General features: G+C 62.1%; 12 protein-coding genes. 7 read left to right on the top strand and 5 right to left on the bottom strand.

Annotation, left to right across the window (positions count from 1 at the left end):
- Positions 1-105 precede the first annotated feature (105 nt).
- The 3 genes from uxaC to P5205_19185 are packed head-to-tail and all read left to right on the top strand — an operon-like array spanning position 106 to position 3891.
- Complete coding sequence (uxaC, locus tag P5205_19195; protein ID HSA12491.1) at positions 106-1596, top strand: glucuronate isomerase; 1491 nt, start codon at positions 106-108, stop codon at positions 1594-1596.
- Between the two features lie 31 nt (positions 1597-1627).
- Positions 1628-2548, top strand: a complete 921-nt coding sequence (locus tag P5205_19190) for a sugar phosphate isomerase/epimerase family protein (protein ID HSA12490.1) — start codon at positions 1628-1630, stop codon at positions 2546-2548.
- Positions 2549-2556: 8 nt separating this feature from the next.
- Positions 2557-3891 (top strand): SpoIID/LytB domain-containing protein, encoded by a 1335-nt coding sequence (locus P5205_19185; protein ID HSA12489.1) that lies wholly within the window; start codon positions 2557-2559, stop codon positions 3889-3891.
- A 1-nt stretch (position 3892) separates the two neighbouring features.
- On the opposite strand, the gene P5205_19180 is transcribed toward P5205_19185, so the two are convergent.
- The 3 genes from P5205_19180 to P5205_19170 are packed head-to-tail and all read right to left on the bottom strand — an operon-like array spanning position 3893 to position 7767.
- The gene (locus tag P5205_19180; GenBank protein HSA12488.1) at positions 3893-4378 is read right to left on the bottom strand and encodes a dihydrofolate reductase; all 486 of its coding nucleotides are present in this window, start codon (positions 4376-4378) and stop codon (positions 3893-3895) included.
- Between the two features lie 18 nt (positions 4379-4396).
- Positions 4397-5191 carry a thymidylate synthase gene (locus P5205_19175; protein HSA12487.1) on the bottom strand — a complete coding sequence of 265 codons (795 nt, stop codon included), beginning with the start codon at positions 5189-5191 and terminating at the stop codon, positions 4397-4399.
- Between the two features lie 20 nt (positions 5192-5211).
- On the bottom strand, positions 5212-7767 hold the full coding sequence (locus tag P5205_19170) for a glycosyltransferase (protein ID HSA12486.1): 2556 nt from the start codon (positions 7765-7767) through the stop codon (positions 5212-5214).
- Between the two features lie 311 nt (positions 7768-8078).
- On the opposite strand from P5205_19170, the gene P5205_19165 reads away from it, so the two are divergent.
- Both P5205_19165 and P5205_19160 read left to right on the top strand, forming a co-directional pair.
- Complete coding sequence (locus P5205_19165; GenBank protein ID HSA12485.1) at positions 8079-9908, top strand: potassium transporter TrkG; 1830 nt, start codon at positions 8079-8081, stop codon at positions 9906-9908.
- Positions 9909-9942: 34 nt separating this feature from the next.
- On the top strand, positions 9943-10623 hold the full coding sequence (locus P5205_19160) for a TrkA family potassium uptake protein (protein ID HSA12484.1): 681 nt from the start codon (positions 9943-9945) through the stop codon (positions 10621-10623).
- Positions 10624-10838: 215 nt separating this feature from the next.
- Here P5205_19160 and P5205_19155 read toward each other — a convergent pair whose 3' ends face one another.
- Together P5205_19155 and P5205_19150 are read right to left on the bottom strand one after the other, a co-directional pair.
- Positions 10839-13214, bottom strand: coding sequence for a PQQ-binding-like beta-propeller repeat protein (locus P5205_19155; protein HSA12483.1), 2376 nt, complete (start codon positions 13212-13214; stop codon positions 10839-10841).
- On the bottom strand, positions 13214-13879 hold the full coding sequence (locus P5205_19150; GenBank protein ID HSA12482.1) for a type II secretion system protein: 666 nt from the start codon (positions 13877-13879) through the stop codon (positions 13214-13216). Before P5205_19150 ends, P5205_19155 begins: the two co-directional genes overlap by 1 nt.
- Before the next feature lie 609 nt (positions 13880-14488).
- Here P5205_19150 and P5205_19145 point away from each other — a divergent pair.
- Together P5205_19145 and hlyD are read left to right on the top strand one after the other, a co-directional pair.
- Positions 14489-15130, top strand: a complete 642-nt coding sequence (locus tag P5205_19145) for a TetR/AcrR family transcriptional regulator (GenBank protein ID HSA12481.1) — start codon at positions 14489-14491, stop codon at positions 15128-15130.
- 15 nt (positions 15131-15145) lie between these two features.
- Positions 15146-16129 (top strand): secretion protein HlyD, encoded by a 984-nt coding sequence (hlyD, locus tag P5205_19140; GenBank protein HSA12480.1) that lies wholly within the window; start codon positions 15146-15148, stop codon positions 16127-16129.
- Positions 16130-16133: the final 4 nt, after the last annotated feature.

The following is a 16133-nucleotide window of genomic DNA, read 5'->3' as shown; positions in this document are numbered from 1 at the left end:
ATCGGTGAAGCATTTTCGCAGTTTGCTGAGGGTTGGGGCATCAAGCCGTTGTTCCTCGACAAGGCTTGATATCCGGCGCGCGCGCGGTTAAGACTTTGCCGGCCTATGAAGTTCATTCACGAAGATTTTCTCCTGCAGACGCGGACGGCGGCGCGGCTCTATCACCAATATGCGGAGGGGGAACCGATCCTGGACTACCATTGCCACCTGCCGCCGCAGGACGTAGCGGAGAACCGGCAGTTCAGAAACCTGTTCGAGATTTGGCTGGAAGGAGACCACTACAAGTGGCGGGCCATGCGCGCGAACGGCGTGGCGGAACGTTACTGCACCGGAGCAGCCAAGCCATTTGAGAAGTTTCAGGCCTGGGCCGCCACCGTGCCACGCACGCTGCGCAACCCGCTTTACCATTGGACGCATCTGGAGCTGAAGCGCTATTTCGGCATAGACGAGCTGCTCGACGAGAAGAGCGCGGCGCGGATTTGGAGGAAGGCGGGCGAGCAGTTGGCCACGCCAGGGCTTAGCGCGCGAGGCATTCTTAAGCGATTCAGGGTCGCCGCGGTGTGCACGACGGACGATCCGACGGATGGCCTGGTCCACCACAAGGCGCTGGCGGCTTCCGGTTTGGCGACGCGGGTGCTGCCAACGTTCCGGCCGGATAAAGCACTGGGAGTGCACCAGCCGGCGCAGTTCAACGAGTGGGTCAGGCGGTTGGAGCAGGCGGCAGACATGGATGTGCGCGGGTGGGGACAATTCCTGGACGCCCTGAGGAAACGGCACGATTACTTTCATGCGCAAGGCTGCCGGCTGTCGGACCACGGCTTGTCCCAGTGTTATACCGACTTCCGTCCCGAGAAGACGGCGGCAACGATTTTTGACAGAGCGCGCCGCGGCCGGGCGGCGTCGCCGGCCGAGCACGGGCAGTTCGCCGCCTTCATGATGCTGTTCTTCGGACGGTTGAACGCAGAGCGGGGGTGGACCATGCAGCTTCATTTGGGTCCGCTGCGCAACAATAACACGCGATTGTTGAGCCAGCTTGGTCCGGACACGGGCTTTGATTCCATCGGCGACTATCCGCAGGGTGTGGCGTTGGCAGCCTATTTAGACGCGCTGGACCGCGAGCAGTCGCTGCCCAGGACTATTCTCTACAATATCAACCCGGCGGATAATTACGTCTTTGCCGCGATGCTGGGGAATTTTCCGGGCGACGGAGTCGCCGCCAAGGTCCAGATGGGCTCAGGCTGGTGGTTTCTCGACCAGAAAGAGGGAATGGAGTGGCAGCTCAACGCGTTGTCCAACCTGGGCCTGCTCTCCCGCTTTGTCGGCATGGTGACGGATTCGCGTTCCTTCATGTCCTATCCACGGCATGAGTATTTCAGGCGGGTGCTGTGCAACCTGATCGGCCGGGACATGGAGAATGGGGAATTGCCAAAGGACGAGAAGCTGCTTGGAGAGATGATTCGCGGCATCTGCTATGGGAATGCACAGCAGTACTTGGCGCTGGCCGCGGATATCGCCGGCGGAAAGGCACGCAAGTTATCGGGCGTTGGGAGCACGGCCAGAGTCGCTTCCCGGCGCAAGGGCAAAAGGACTCTGTAGGAGCATGAACCAATAGGACGAGGCAAAGATTATGAGAACAACCACCTATACTCGCCGTGACTTCCTGAGACACGTTGTTGTGTCCGGAGCCGGCGCGACATTGGCAATGACATCCCTGTCGCAGGCGGCGGATCGGCCCGCCGCAAAGAAGGCCAAGCTAAGCACTCCTAACGCGGAGAAACTGGGCTGGCACCTCTGCTGCGGTCTTTACACATTCCGCGACCGTAGCTTCTACGAGGCGCTGGAGGTCCTCGCCGGAATGGGCGTGCGGCGAGTGGAACCGTGTTTCTTCCTGCCACTGAGCAAAAACGAGCCCGGCCTGAAGACCAGCGAAAGCCTGGCCCCCGGAAAACGGCGCGAGATGAAGAAGCGAATGGCTGACCTGGGAATCAGCATGCCCAGTTGTTACGCGCCGATCGAGGGAGACAAGAGCGCCTACCGCAAGATCTTCGACTTTGCGAAAGAGATGGAGGTTAAGACGCTCGTGGCTGAGCCCCCGCCAGAGGCGTTGGAGGCGCTCGATGGATTGTGCCGGGAGTACAAGATCAGCCTGGCGGTCCACAATCACCCGCAAGGCCCAGGCTCGAAGTACTGGAACCCGGACACGGTAATCAAGGCCTGCGAGGGGCGAAGCGCAAGGGTCGGCGGCTGCCCGGACACCGGCCACTGGGTGCGGTCAGGCCTGGACACATTGGCCAGCCTTAAGAAATATCAGAATCGCCTTATTACGGTGCATTTAAAGGACGCGGCGGAATCGGGCAAACGAAATTGCCGGGACGTGCCGCTCGGCACCGGGCAAGCCAACTTTTCGGCCATTCTCAAGCAGCTCTATGACTGGAAGTGGCGCGGCGTGATGACGGTGGAATACGAGCACCTGTCGCCGCAACTGGTTCATGAAGTCGAGCAGTGTGTCAGGTTCGTCGAAGACTTCGCCACGGGCGTCAGGAAATAGGCTGCGGTATGATTCACGAAGAACCTCTTCTATCGGTTGGCATCTATCAACGCGAGGCTGAGACGCGCGGCGTGCTGAATGGCCGGTTTGTTTTGCCCGACAAAACCGCGATCAGTGGCGAGTTTGCGGTACGGCCAAGCGAAGGCCGCCTCGTGTTGACTGGGAGCGAGGGACGCGAGCTTGCCCGCGGGCCGGAGATCCGGTTGGTCCCGGAGGGGAACGCGACCTTCACGCTGCGGGGCGTCACCATCGGCATTAACTTCCACTGGGAACGGAAGGAGGATGAGACGTTCGAAGGCGGCTTGCGGCTGCTGCCGAATGCGGACGGCACGATTACGGCCATCAATGACGCGGGAGTTGAGCAGTATCTCAAGAGCGTCATTTCGTCCGAGATGAGCGCCACGGCGCCGCTCGAACTGTTGCGCGCCCACGCGATCACGTCGCGAAGCTGGCTCGTGGCCATGCTCGAACGCCAGAAACGGTTCAAGAATGTTGGCGGCCCGGCCCGGCGCGGACGGGAGACGGCGGATGAGATTGTGCGCTGGTACGATCGGGAGGATCACCAGCTGTTTGATGTCTGCGCGGACGACCACTGCCAGCGTTATCACGGCATCACGAAGATCATCTCGCCGGCGGCAGCGCAGGCGGTGCAGGATACACGCGGGGTATTCCTCGTGCACGACGGAGGAATTTGCGACGCGCGGTACTCGAAGTCCTGCGGCGGGCGCAGCGAGAAGTTCGCCAGCGCGTGGGAGGATGTCTCAGTCCCGTATCTCGAGTCCGTGTCCGATGCGGCCGCGGAGCACCCGCTGATAGCTTCAGAGGAAGCAGCGGAACAGTGGGTGCGCTCCTCGCCAGTTGCTTATTGCAACACCAATGACGGAGACATTCTGCGCCAGGTGCTCCCTTCCTTCGACCAGGAAACCACAGACTTCTATCGCTGGAGGGTGGCCTATACCCAGGAGGAAATTGCCGCATTGCTGCGCAAGCGGTCGGGCATTGACTTTGGCGATGTTCGGCGGCTTGAGCCGCTGCAGCGCGGCTCGTCGGGGCGCATCATGCGGCTGCGGATTGTCGGCTCCCGGCGCACGGTTGTGGTAGGCAAGGAATTGGAGATACGCCGCTGGCTCAGTTCCTCGCATCTATATAGCAGCGCCTTTGTCGTTCGGACGGATGAGGCCGCCGGCGGTGTGCCCGCGAAGTTTACCCTTCACGGCGCGGGCTGGGGACATGGCGTCGGCTTCTGCCAAATCGGCGCTGCAGTCATGGCCGCCAAGGGATTCGAGGCCGAGGCAATTGTGAAGCACTATTTCCGCGGGGCGGAATTGAGGAAGTTGTATTAGGTCAAGGCGGGTTGGAGCCACCTCGGGCGCGATAATGCAGGATCTTGAAGTCGGGGCGGACAAGGACTTCTTCGGCCAGGACGAATTGTTCCTCGAAGGGAGGGAACAGGGTGTCGCCGTCGATCACGCGCTGGACGAGGGTGAGGTACAAGTCTGAACAAAGCGGCAGTGCTTGCTGGTAGAGTTGAGCGCCACCGCAGATGAAGATTTCCCGGCCGACGAGGGCGGCATCTGAAGGGTCCAGTTGGCTCAAGTCCGAGATTGTGCGCACGCCCGGGATAGGCGCCGCGGAGCGGGTGAGGACCAGAGTGGTGCGATTGGGCAGCGGCTTGCCGATGGATTCGTAAGTCTTGCGCCCCATCACAATAACTTGTCCGGTGGTCATCCGCTTGAACCACCGGAAGTCCTCGGGCAGGTGCCAGGGGATGCGGTTGCCGGCGCCAATGACCCGGTTGAGCGACATGGCGGCGATAGCCTTGAGCTGCATAACTTGCGGGCTGCCGAACTAGACCGCGATCGGTGCCTTGATGCCCGGGTGAGGATTGTAACCGGACAGCTCGAAGTCGGCGTACTGGAAATCGCGGATGTTCCTCACGGCCGGATTGAGTTTCAGGCACGGGAGCGGGCGGGGCTCGCGCGTGAGTTGCAGCCGGGCCTGCTCCACGTGATTCGAATAAAGGTGCAGGTCGCCAAAGGTATGGACGAATGTGCCAGGCTTCAAACCACAGACCTGGGCAACCATCATCGTCAGGAGGGAGTAGGAGGCAATGTTGAATGGGACGCCCAGGAACAGGTCGGCGCTGCGTTGGTACAGTTGGCAGTGTAGCTCGCCGTCCTGCACGAAGAATTGAAACAACGCGTGACAGGGCGCCAGGGCCATCTGGTGAAGTTCGCCGACGTTCCAGGCGCTGACAACGATTCGGCGGCTGTCGGGGCGCGTGCGGATCTGGCTGATGGCTTGGTCAATCTGGTTGATGGAGCGCCCATCGGGAGCGCGCCAGTCGCACCATTGCGCGCCGTAAATCCGGCCCAGGCTGCCGTTCTTGTCCGCCCACTCGTCCCAGATCGTTACACCATGCTGGTGCAGATACTTGACGTTGGTGTCACCGCGGAGAAACCAGAGCAGTTCATAAATAATGGACCTGAGGTGGAGCTTCTTGGTGGTAAGAATCGGGAAGCCTGCGGCCAGCGGGAAGCGGGTCTGGACTCCGAATACCGAGTAGGTGCCGGTGCCGGTGCGATCGGTCCTGAGTTTCCCTTGCTCCAGCACGTGGCGCAGCAGTTCGAGGTACTGGGTCATAGCAATGCCGGCGCGCGCAATCAGGGCCCGCGCGGTGGCGCTGCGGGAGATTGATGGGCGTCCGGTGCCGGAACTCGCGTCAGGCCCCATTCCTTGGCCAGCTCATCCAGAAAGACGGCGATCAGGCTCCGCAGATTCCGCTGCTGGCAGCGAAGGAACCAGGCAAACAATGGCAGCGTCAGCAACAACCACCACAACCAAGGCAGCCGAGGTCCCACAAAACCGCACAGGAGCAGTTCAGTCCCGCACAGCAGCCAGAATGTGGCTTTGGCCCGCGGAGCCCACCTCGGGCGGAGGCGGCAGCGGATGAGCTGCTTGCCCTGCGGATGCTCCTCGGCAACCGTGCTCAGCTGCAGCCTGCTCCAGCGCGTGTCGTACACCTCCACATCGTAATCGCTCCAACCGGTGTCGGGCTTGTTCGGCCAGCCCTGCCGATCCAGTTGCCGCAGAATTCCAGCCGCCCAAGCCAGCCGGTCAATCCGCTGTTCGGCCCAGTATTGCCGTTCGCGCAGAGATGCCGGGCTGTAACGCAATCCCAGCGAATCCAGGCTCGGCTGGGCGGCCAGCGTTGCGGGCCGGTGCGTTAGCCCGCCGCGGTGACGCGCCCAGCCGCGGACCAGCGGCTGCAACAGAAACAGCAGCGCCACCAGCGGGCGCGTCCACCAGCGGCGCCTGTTCCTGGCTGGAACCGCCTGCGCGCCTGCGGCCACACACACCCCGAGGGAGATGAGCATGCTTGTAATCGCCAGCGGCAGCAGCGGGTGGAGGACCACCGAAACCACCCACAATGGCAGCGTGACCAGCACGTGGTATTCGAGTGTCGTGCATATCATCAGGTTGAAAGCCGGGGCGGAGGCATAAAGGAACTGGTAGCCCGCACTGCCGAAGAGACCTCGATAGATGATGGGCGGCCGCATCAAGTCGCCAAATTGGGAGGAGGCATAGATGCGGCCGCGCCACAGGCTGCCGCCGAAGGAGTTGAAGCACTCCGGGTGCTTGCGAATCAGCAAGGCTTCCGCCTCGCCGTACCCGCGTTGCTGTTTCAAGTAGGCGGCGATGGTTGAGCGCCGATAATGCCAAACACACGCCGCCGGGCTGAATCCGATGTCGAGCCCTGCCTGCTGCAATCGCCAGCACAGGTCCACATCGTCGCCGGCCGCGCGAAAGGTCGGGTCAAACCCGCCGACTTTCGCCAGGGCCCATTTGTAAAAAGCCATGTTGCACCCGGGAATGTGCTCCGCCTGGCGGTCGGTCAGCATCACGTGCGCCGGCCCCCCGGGCGAAGCCATCACCGCCGCGGCGACCAGCGAATCTTCCGGCGGCAGGAGATTGGGGCCGCCCACACCCACGAAGTCGCTCCGGAGCAAAGCGCCCACCAAATAGTGCAGCCAGTCCTCATCCACCCGGCAGTCCGAGTCCGTAAACGCCACAATCTCGCCCGTGGCGGCGGCTATGCCCGTGTTACGCGCCACGGATAGCCCGAGGTTCTGTTCGTGGTGGAAGTAGCGGACGTTGGGATGGGCGGTGGCGATTTTCCGTGTGGCGTCCGCCGATCCGTCATCCACCAGGATCACTTCGTAATCCGGGTAATTGAGCCTTGCCAGCGAGCTCAGGCAAGCATTGAGCGTGCGCTCGCCATTGTAACTGGCCACCACCACGGACACCCTTGGATAGCGCGGCAACGGGAAATATGGCGCCGCGTGGAACATCTTTTGAGTTGTCCGGAAAGCCGGCTTCGGCTTCCGGTCGCGGCTGGTTAGACCCATTTGCCAGTCTTCGACTCGGCGCCCTCCGCGCCACCAATCATCAGTGAAGGTGAAGACGATCGCGCCGGCCAAACCGCCGCGAAAAGCGCTTTCGATTTGCAGCTCCAGCAGTTCAGACTGGCGCGCCTCCCCTTCGCGCAGCGAGTCGAGGCCGAATTCACCCAGCAGCAGCGGCTTGCCTTCAACCTGCATCTGCAGGCGCGCGAGATAGTTCGCCAGCGGCTCCGGCTGGTGCAGGTAGATATTGAAGCAGGCGAAATCCAGGCTCTGCGGATGCAGAAATTCAGTGGGCGGATAATTGGTGAATGTGCATAAGCACCCGGGGTCGGCTCGCTTGGCTTCATGGACCAGGTCATCAATGAAATCAGCAACCGCCCGCGCCCCGCTCCAACGTACGATGTCCGGCGGTATCTCGTTGGCCACACTGAACGCGAAGACGGCCGGGTGGCGTGCGCAAGTGGATACAGCCCGGCGGACTGCGTCACGCGCTTCCTTCCGCTGGGCGGGCGAGTCCAGAAAACACAGGTGCTGGTTCCAGGGAATACCAATCAGCACCTTGAGCTCGTGCTCGGCGGCCAAATCCAGAAATCCCTTCGCCGGGACGTCGTAAACCCGAATGAGGTTGGCCCCCATTTCGCGAATTTGCTCAAAGTCCCGAACGGTCTGTTCCAGCGAGGCGAACGGCTGCCCCGCCGCGTTCGGCGCGAACGGTCCATACGCCACACCCTTGGCATGGAACTTCTTCTCGCCAAGTCGGAAGAACTTGCCGTCCACAGTTACGCGTGGAGTGGAGGAGCCCGCAACTGCCATGGGCCTTAGACGGGACTTGATCCTGTTTTAGTCATCGTCATGCGAGCATACCTGAACCAATCCCGCGAGCCAATGCCGATATGGGCATTCTGGCAGCGGTGCAGCCGGAGAATCCGCAAAGACGAGCAGGGGCGCAGCCTCGTCGTGCCCAGCGGACGCAACCGCCGCTCGAGCCAGGGCCGCGCGCCTTCCCGACTGACCCATATTATTCCGGACGAAGGAAACGCTCGCGCTGGCTCGTGATTTAGGGCTTAATGCGCGAGCTGGGCACGACCTTTCGATTGGTGCTGCAAGCAACAGGCCCTTGAAAAATGCATAGCATTAACATCCCGAGCACGCTCAGGTTGTTCAGCAAGTCGAGCCGAAGACCGTGCGGGCTGCCGCCATTCGTGATGTGGAGCACCGGGCTGCTTTCACTCGGCACATTACTGGCGGAGCATGGGTATGAATTCTCGGCCGCGGCTACGGCGCGGTTTCACCTGGTTGAGGCGATCCTCGCCGGCGTCTACCTCGCCGACCGTGTGCTATTGCTGGCTCGAGGGCGCAATCTCTGGGAGGTTGTCCAGAAATTCAAGGTCGAGTACGGGGTGCTCGCGCTTTTTGCCGTTCTGGGTATCGGGTTGGCAATCTCGCCGGCGGTGGCGCACAAGTTGGCGCGCTTCTTTCACTTGGAGGATTTGTGGGACCTCCGTCTGCATGGCGTGATGCTTTTTTTGGTGGCAAACGTCCTGGCGCAACTCCTGCGCCTGCAGCAGCGCCTTTTGTACCGGGGGTTGCGGCCCGAGTGGATGCTGGCCGGCTCATTCGGAATGTTGATCGTGACGGGCACGCTGCTCCTGTCCTTGCCACGCGTCAGCGCAAGGCCGGACAAACCGATCGGCCTGCTGGACGCCTTCTTCAGCGCGACCAGCGCGAGTTGTGTGGTGGGCTTGAGCGTTCGTGACCCAGGCACCGATTTCACCCCCTTTGGGCAGGGAATTCTGCTCACCCTGGTTCAAGTGGGCGGGCTCGGGATCATGACGTTCGTGGCGTTCCTGGCGATAACCTCGGCGGAGTCGTTGCCGGTGCCGCAGATGCTGGCGTTCCGCAAAATGGTGGGGGCGCGCACGTCCGCGACCTTGCGGCGACAAGTGTGGGCCATTTTTTCGCTGACGGGACTGGTGGAGGTCGCCGGGGCTGCGTGCCTGTATGCCTCTCTGCCCGCGGAGCAAGACCGGCTGGCACGGGTTGGCTGGAGCTTGTTCCACTCGGTCTGTGCCTTCTGCAATGCGGGGTTTACCCTGTCAGCCGGCAGCCTGACCTCCTTGCGGACGGAGCCCGGAGCGCTGCTCGTATTTATGGTGCTAATTTTTTTGGGTGGGCTTGGATTCCTGGTAATTACTGATTTGCTGGGGCTGCGGGTATCGCGGCTGCCGCTGATCCGCAGTATTGCCTGGGTGCGCCGCTACAATGAGCGCGTGCCGGTCTACCGGATTCCTGTCCAGACACGGCTCTCAGTACTGATGACTGTCATTTTGTTATCGGTCGGGTTCGCCGGATTCTGGATTCTCGAAGCCGGCAATACCCTGGCGGGAGTCCCTTTTCACACCCAGTTCTGGATGTCGGCCTTTGAATCGGTCACCTGCCGATCGGCCGGTTTCACCACGGTGCCCACCGACCAGCTCCATCCTGCTACGCTGCTGATGATAATGGCTTTGATGACCGTGGGCGCGTGTCCGATCTCGACGGGTGGCGGCATCAAGACCGTCACGCTGGCGGTTTTGCTCCTGGCGCTGCGCGCCCTCGTGACCGGCCGCGAGCGTGTTGAGATTTACGGACGCACCGTGCCGCAACGGGTATTACTCACGGCTCTGGCAGTAGCGGTGCTTTTCGTGCTGGCAACTGCCCTGGGAGTGTTCGGCCTGTCCTTGTCTGATCCCCAAATTCCATTCCGCGCGCAGGTGTTCGAGGTGGTCTCCGCCCTCAGCACGACCGGGCTGTCCACGGGCATCACGCCGCAACTCGGCCCGGGGAGCCGGTTGATTTTGTGTGTATTGATGTTCATCGGCCGGGTGGGCCCGCTTTCGTTGTTCCTGGCGGTCGCTCGCGTCCGGCAGCCGCCCCGCTATCAATTCCCGGAGGAAGATCTGGTCGTGGGCTAGACGGATCGCGCGCGAACGTTAATACTGGACCTTTATGATATGTGCCGTCATCGGGTTGGGCGACTTCGGCCGCGCCGCTGCCATTGGCCTGGCGCGCGCCGGGGCGGAAGTCATCGCCGTGGATCGCAATATGGACCGGCTGAAGCTGGTGCAGGATGAAGTGGCGCTGGCCGTCCGCATGGATGCGACGCACCGCGACGCGTTGGAAGCGCAGGGGCTGGCGAAGGCGGACGTGCTCATCGCCGCCATCGGCCAGAACTTCGAAGCCCAGGTCCTGGTGGTGGTGCACGCCAAGAGGCTTGGCGTAAAGCGGGTGGTCGCTCGCGCCGTCACCGAAGAGCACCGGAGGGTGTTGGAGGCTGTCGGCGCCGACGAGGTCTTCAATCCGGAGGAGCAGGCGGCGCACTCGATGGCGCAGCGGCTTACCATCTCGAACATCCGAAATTACTTTGAGCTCGCCGATGGCTTCAGCGTCGTGGAAGTGAAAGCCCCGCCGGAGGTGGTGGGACGCGCGTTGCGCGACCTGGACTTGCGCCAGCGGTTTCGCGTAAACCTGTTGGCGATCAAGCGAATGGGTCCCGGCCCCAAAGGCACCCAGCCCATTACGGAGTTCAAGGCAGTTCCGATGCCCGAGGACATCATCCAGGCCGATGATATCCTGGCGCTGTCGGGCAGCGTGCTGGACCTGGCCCGGTTTGTCGGTGACAACTCGTAGCCGGGGCTCCGCCGCTCGTCCGCGCGGATCAGTTCGGCCAGGTCCCTGGCTGCGCGCCGCTTGCGGCGACGCCTGGACATGTCCAAGCCCTCCGTTGGGGAGATAGCTTCCCGAACTGCCGATTCGCGCTTTGTCCTCCTGACCCCCTTATTAGCTCCAAAGAGCGCCCACCCCCAATCCCCTGCCCGCTCCGCTTCAAGCGCGGCTCGGGAACTCTACAGCGACAGAAAGCGCAGCACTTGCACTTCCTTTCGGAACACCAGCCGGATCGTGTTCTGGTCGAACCGCACGTCCAGCGGGGCGCGGTCCTGGCAGTGCTCCCACATGACTCGGCCGTTTTTGGGATTGATCCGCTTGATGGACAGGAAGGAGCTCCGGCCCGCGATGGAATCCGCCGTGTAAGCCTCGCCTTCCTCGCCGAGGTCGGCCTGGTAGGCGCGCGTGCTGTAGATGTACTGGCCCGAGAGGTAATTCAGCACGCCGCCCAGGTCGGCTTTCCACAGGACCTTGCCGGTCCGGGGCTCCAGCTTCAGCACGAGCGAGCTGTCCTTGCGCGTGATGTCAATCTGGTTGGGGTACTTGAGCGCGTCGGGACCGGCGGTGGTGGTGTTCGCATAGATCATGCCCTGCTCATCGAAGAACAATCCCATAATGCCGATTGACGGCAGGCGCCAGCGCGCCTGGCCGGTCGCGAGGTCAAAGGCCGTCAATACTCCCTCGTCAATGACGTAAAGGGTGCCCTTGCGTTCCACACAGGGCCCGACACCATTGGGAGCGTCATCGCCTTCCAGGCCGCCGTAGCCGCCGCGCACATTGTAACTGAGCGGGCTCTGCCACAGCTTCTTGTTGGCCTTATCCAGCACCAGCACCATCTTGTTGGCGGCAAGCACGTTGACTGTCGTCAGCGGATACAAAGATGGGGGGCCGATGACTTCGCCGCTCCAGGCGTCGGATGCCTCGGGCTGCCGGATCGTGACCAGGTAGCGGCTTTCGTCCTCCCGCACCACGTCCCCACCAACCGCGCGTTGCGCTTCGTTTAGCATTTCGTTGGCCAGGTCCGCCGTCTGCGCCACCGTCAGATGGCCATCGAGCACGGACTTGGCCGGCGGGGCCTTCATGGCCGCGCGCGTGGTCATGCGCCGCTCCAGGAGCCTCACGGAAAGCTGCATGAAACCGGCCTTGCTGGGAATGAGCAAGGCGTCGTCCGCGGCTTCAGGCTCGGCGGCCGCCGCCGAATTCTTGCCGGCGGGCTCGTCGTCGTACGCGGCCAGAGTCCTTGCCTGATGCATGTTATGGGCGAGGATTGCCGGGAGCGCGATCCTGGCGGGGTAAGACAGATTCTCCGCCTGTTCGGCCACCTTCTTCGGGTCCATGACTTTGCCCGTGTCTTTGCGGGGAGTGCCGACGGGCAGACCGGCCTTGTCGCTGCCGGACTTGGCCGATGCGGTTGCGCTGCCGGTGGTATTGGCGTCCGCGCGTTCGGTACTGGCGGAGGTTGTGGTCAGCGAGGCGACACGCTCGGTGCGGGATTCACCGGTGTTCAGGTTGATGCGGGTGACAACAGGTGTGCCGGATTCCGAATCCCAATGCAGCAACTCATCGCCTTGCGGGAAGAGTTCGCCATAGGTATTGGGCACTTGGATCTCTTTCACCGGCGCGCCGTTGTCGCGGTCGTAGCGGGTGAGTTTGCCGGGTGAAAGCACCCAGATGTTCTGGCCGTGGACCCGCAGCGCCAGGGCCTCCTGCGCTGCCCGGATCATGCTCTTCTTGAGCTTCTCCGGGTCAGGCATCCTCGGCACGTTATCGGGGTCATCGCTGTTCGCCTTGTCAATGATGGCCTGCATGTTCTTCATGCTCCTGGCGATGGCCTCGTCAATCTGCTTCGTGTCCACGAGCTGCCGCGACCAAACCTCTTTCTTGAGTTTGAGGTCGTGCCGCGCCAGGACATCGCCGTGCAGAAAGACAAGCTGGTCCCGGCCGCAAAAGGCGGACTGGCCGGAGTAAGAGCGCTCGGGGAAACGCACCGAATAGCGGACCCCGGGAACGGAGCCGAACCACGCATACCAAAACCACAACCCCAGCACTGCCAGCGCCAAACCGCAAATCCCGGCGGTGACGCGAACCGTCCTGCGCCAGGAGCGCGCCTCGACGACCGATTTCTGCCCGGCATAGACCGGGACCTCGATGCCCTGCGCCTCGGCCTTGCCTTTGCATAGCGGCGAACAGAGATACCCGAACAGCTCCATGCACTTGGGACAGATCGGTTTGGAGCAGATGTGGCACTTCTCGAGGGCGAATTGGTCTGGATGCTTGTGGCAGCGTTGCGGGGAGTTGGCGGCCATGGGCGCGGCGCTCTCCGGATTGGGGATGCGCACACGGGCGGCCGGTGCTCGCTGCGGGGCGGATTGCGGCGAGATGGCCGCCGGGACCGGCGCGGGTGCCGGGGCGCCGAGTTCCTGGCGAATCATGTTGTTGACGAAGTCGGAGGCGTCGAGACCACACGCGGGGCAAACGAAGCGCACCGGGTTGTTGGCCATGTCTGGCGAGAGGTCGAAGGAGTACTTGGCGCCACAGGAACACTGAATTTTCATCACGGAGCGGGGTTGGGGTTTAAGAGGACGACCCCCTGCGTCAGCAGGAGGGAAAAGGGCACACAGGGCGGAGTGGCTGCAACGCTGCCATCGCAATAGAGGAAGTTGCCGCCGCGCTTGCCGTGGTTGTTGCCGGGCGGCTTGCCGTTGCTGGAAAACGCATGCTCACCAGCGTTTCTCGCCAGGTTGTTCACCTGCTGATCGCTCATTAGCGGCTGCCGTGGCTCCCGCAGGCTGCGCCCCATGTAATAGGCATAACTGATCCGTTGCTGGCGGAGCGAGTCGCCCGCGAGAGACGCCGGCTGCTTGGCGCCGGGGCAAAAGAAGGCCGCCGTATCGGAGGTGTAACGGGGCACCAGGGCCTCGAGCGCTTCCGCTGAGGTGCGCGCGCCGGCCACGGCGGGAAACCGGCTGTCGTGCTCGGTGGCATAGATGTTCAAGGCGATGAAAAGCCGCTGCAATTGGTTTTGACAATCCCGTTGCGCCTTCCGCTGGCGGTTCCTGGTGGTGCTGGGCCCCCAATAAAGCGTGAAGAGCAGAATGAGAATCGCTGCCACCGCGACTGCTTCGATGAGCGAAAAACCGGCACGCGGTTGAGCTTTCGCTGTTTGAACACAACGGAAATCGTCGGTCCGGCGGCGCGCGTGGTTCGGCCTGCGCTTCATGCCGCTTCTATAGCGTAGGGCGTGACTCCGAGCAATGGATAACTGGCCGGGCGAATCGAACGATGACCGGGGAGCGCCGCTGGCGATTCCTCGTCTCGCCCTCCGCTTTTGACTTCCGGCTCCCCGCCGGACGGGCTGCGGCGCCGTTATGGTAATCGCATGAGGGCTTTGGCTTGCGGTTGGCCTGTCAGTGCGGTCTGGCTACGGTGTGTATCCCATGGGGAGCGCTCCCCATGGGATACACACCGTAGCACCACCGTGCCGTCACCGTAACCCCAAGCCAGAGATGCCAGCGTCAGAGGGGGCTGGAGAAGGCAACCAGGCAGCATCACTGTCCAAAATATGGACAGTGCGCAGGCGGGAATTCAGGGCGGCTATCCAGTTCCGGTAGGGGAGCAATGATAACCTTGTATTCCCTTCGCTTCGGCCAGGCAGCAAGGTGAAGCTGATCAAATCTCATGTGCGGTAGGATTTCGAACCTAAGCCGCCATTCTCTTCCACCACTTCCTGTGCGACAGAGTGCAGTCCGCTCTGCATTTCTCCAGGTCAACCCTGGAGGACTAAGAGAGTTGACAGAGGAAACTCATAAGACTAGTATAGTTTCCTAAGATGGCCAAACCTACTGGGCTGGGTGCCCCGCTCGCTGAGCCAGTGCCCGCCGGAGACCCGGCAAAATGCCGCATCCTGGAAGGGGCGCGCCGGCATTTCTTCGCCCATGGATTCCGCGGCGTCTCCATGGATGATCTCGCCGCGGAACTGGGCATGAGCAAGAAGACGCTCTATTCGCGCTTTGCCACGAAACACAATCTGCTGGAGGCGGTGATTGATGAGCAATTCCGCAGGGTGAGCGCCGAATGCGAGCAAATCCTCGCGGTTGCGGGCGCGGATTTCCCCAAAACCCTGCAGGCGTTTCTGGCTTGCCTCCAACGCTATACAGCGGAAATCCAGCCCCCATTTATCAAGGACATCCGTCAGGAGGCGCCGGAGACCTTCCAGCGCGTGGAACGGCTTCGCCGCGCTGTCATCGAGAGGTATTTCGGCGAACTGATGCGCCGGGGGCGCGCCGCTGGTTTCATTCGCAAAGACATTCCCGCCGCTCTCATCATGGAAATCCTGCTCGCCGCGCTTCGGTCGATCCTGAATCCGGTGCGGATGGAGGAGTTGGACCTGACGGTCAAGAGCGGCTGCTCTCTTATCACCAAAGTCGTGCTGGAAGGAGCCATGGCCCCTGGATCCAACGCGGCGCGCTGAATTGATACCCCATTTGTGAAGAAGATCATCCTTATTGCAATTGTTGTGTTGGCCGTCGTGGCGGGCGCAAGCTGGGCCTATCACAAGTTTCTTCCGCGAAAGACCACCACGCTGACGCTGTACGGCAATGTGGATATCCGCGAAGTCACCCTCGGCTTCCGTGTTGGCGGCAAACTAACGAAACTTCTTTTCGACGAGGGTGACAAGGTCAAGGCGGGCGAGGTGATGGCGATTCTCGATGATGAGCCCTATCGCAACCAGGTCGCCGTTGCCCAGGCGCAGGTCGAATCACTGCGGGCGCGCCTCCAGTTGCGCGAATCCGGCAATCGTCCTGAGGAAATTGCGCAAGCGCGGTCGCTCGTTCGCGAACGCGAAGCCACCGCCGTCAATGCCGAGAGGTTATACCAGCGAGCCGAAGAGCTGCTGGCTACCAAGGCCGTTTCGGTCCAGGAGCGCGACAACGCCAAAGCCAGTTTCGAGGAGGCCGAGGCGCGCCTCAAGTCCGCGCGTGACCAACTCGCGCTTTCCGAAGCCGGCTTTCGAGTCGAAGACATTGCCCAGGCCAAAGCCGACCTCGCCCAGGCCGAAGCGGCGCTGGCCACTGCTCAACTTCAAGTGAAGGACACAGTCCTGACCGCACCGTCGGATGGGGTCGTGCTCACGCGGGCACAGGAAGGAGGCGCCATCCTGCAGGCCGGTTCCACCGTTTTCACTCTCTCGTTGGTGAGCCCGGTTTGGGTTCGCGCCTACGTGCAGGAGCCCGATCTCGGCCGCATTCATCCAGGCATGAAGGTCGAGATTCACACCGACTCCCGCCGTGACCAACCATACACCGGCCAGATTGGATACATCTCCCCGCGCGCCGAGTTCACTCCCAAAACGGTGGAAACAACCCAACTGCGCACAGCGCTGGTTTACCGGCTGCGTGTCGTCGTAGCCAATCCCGATCAGGGACTCCGCCAGGGCATGCCAGTGACTGTCACGCTCGCCAGCAATTAGCTCC

The sequence above is a fragment of the Candidatus Paceibacterota bacterium genome (assembly GCA_035452965.1).
Lineage (GTDB): Bacteria > Verrucomicrobiota > Verrucomicrobiia > Limisphaerales > UBA8199 > UBA8199.
The sequence above is the reverse complement of the archived record's forward strand: the minus strand, read 5'-3'. Positions and strand labels throughout refer to the sequence as shown.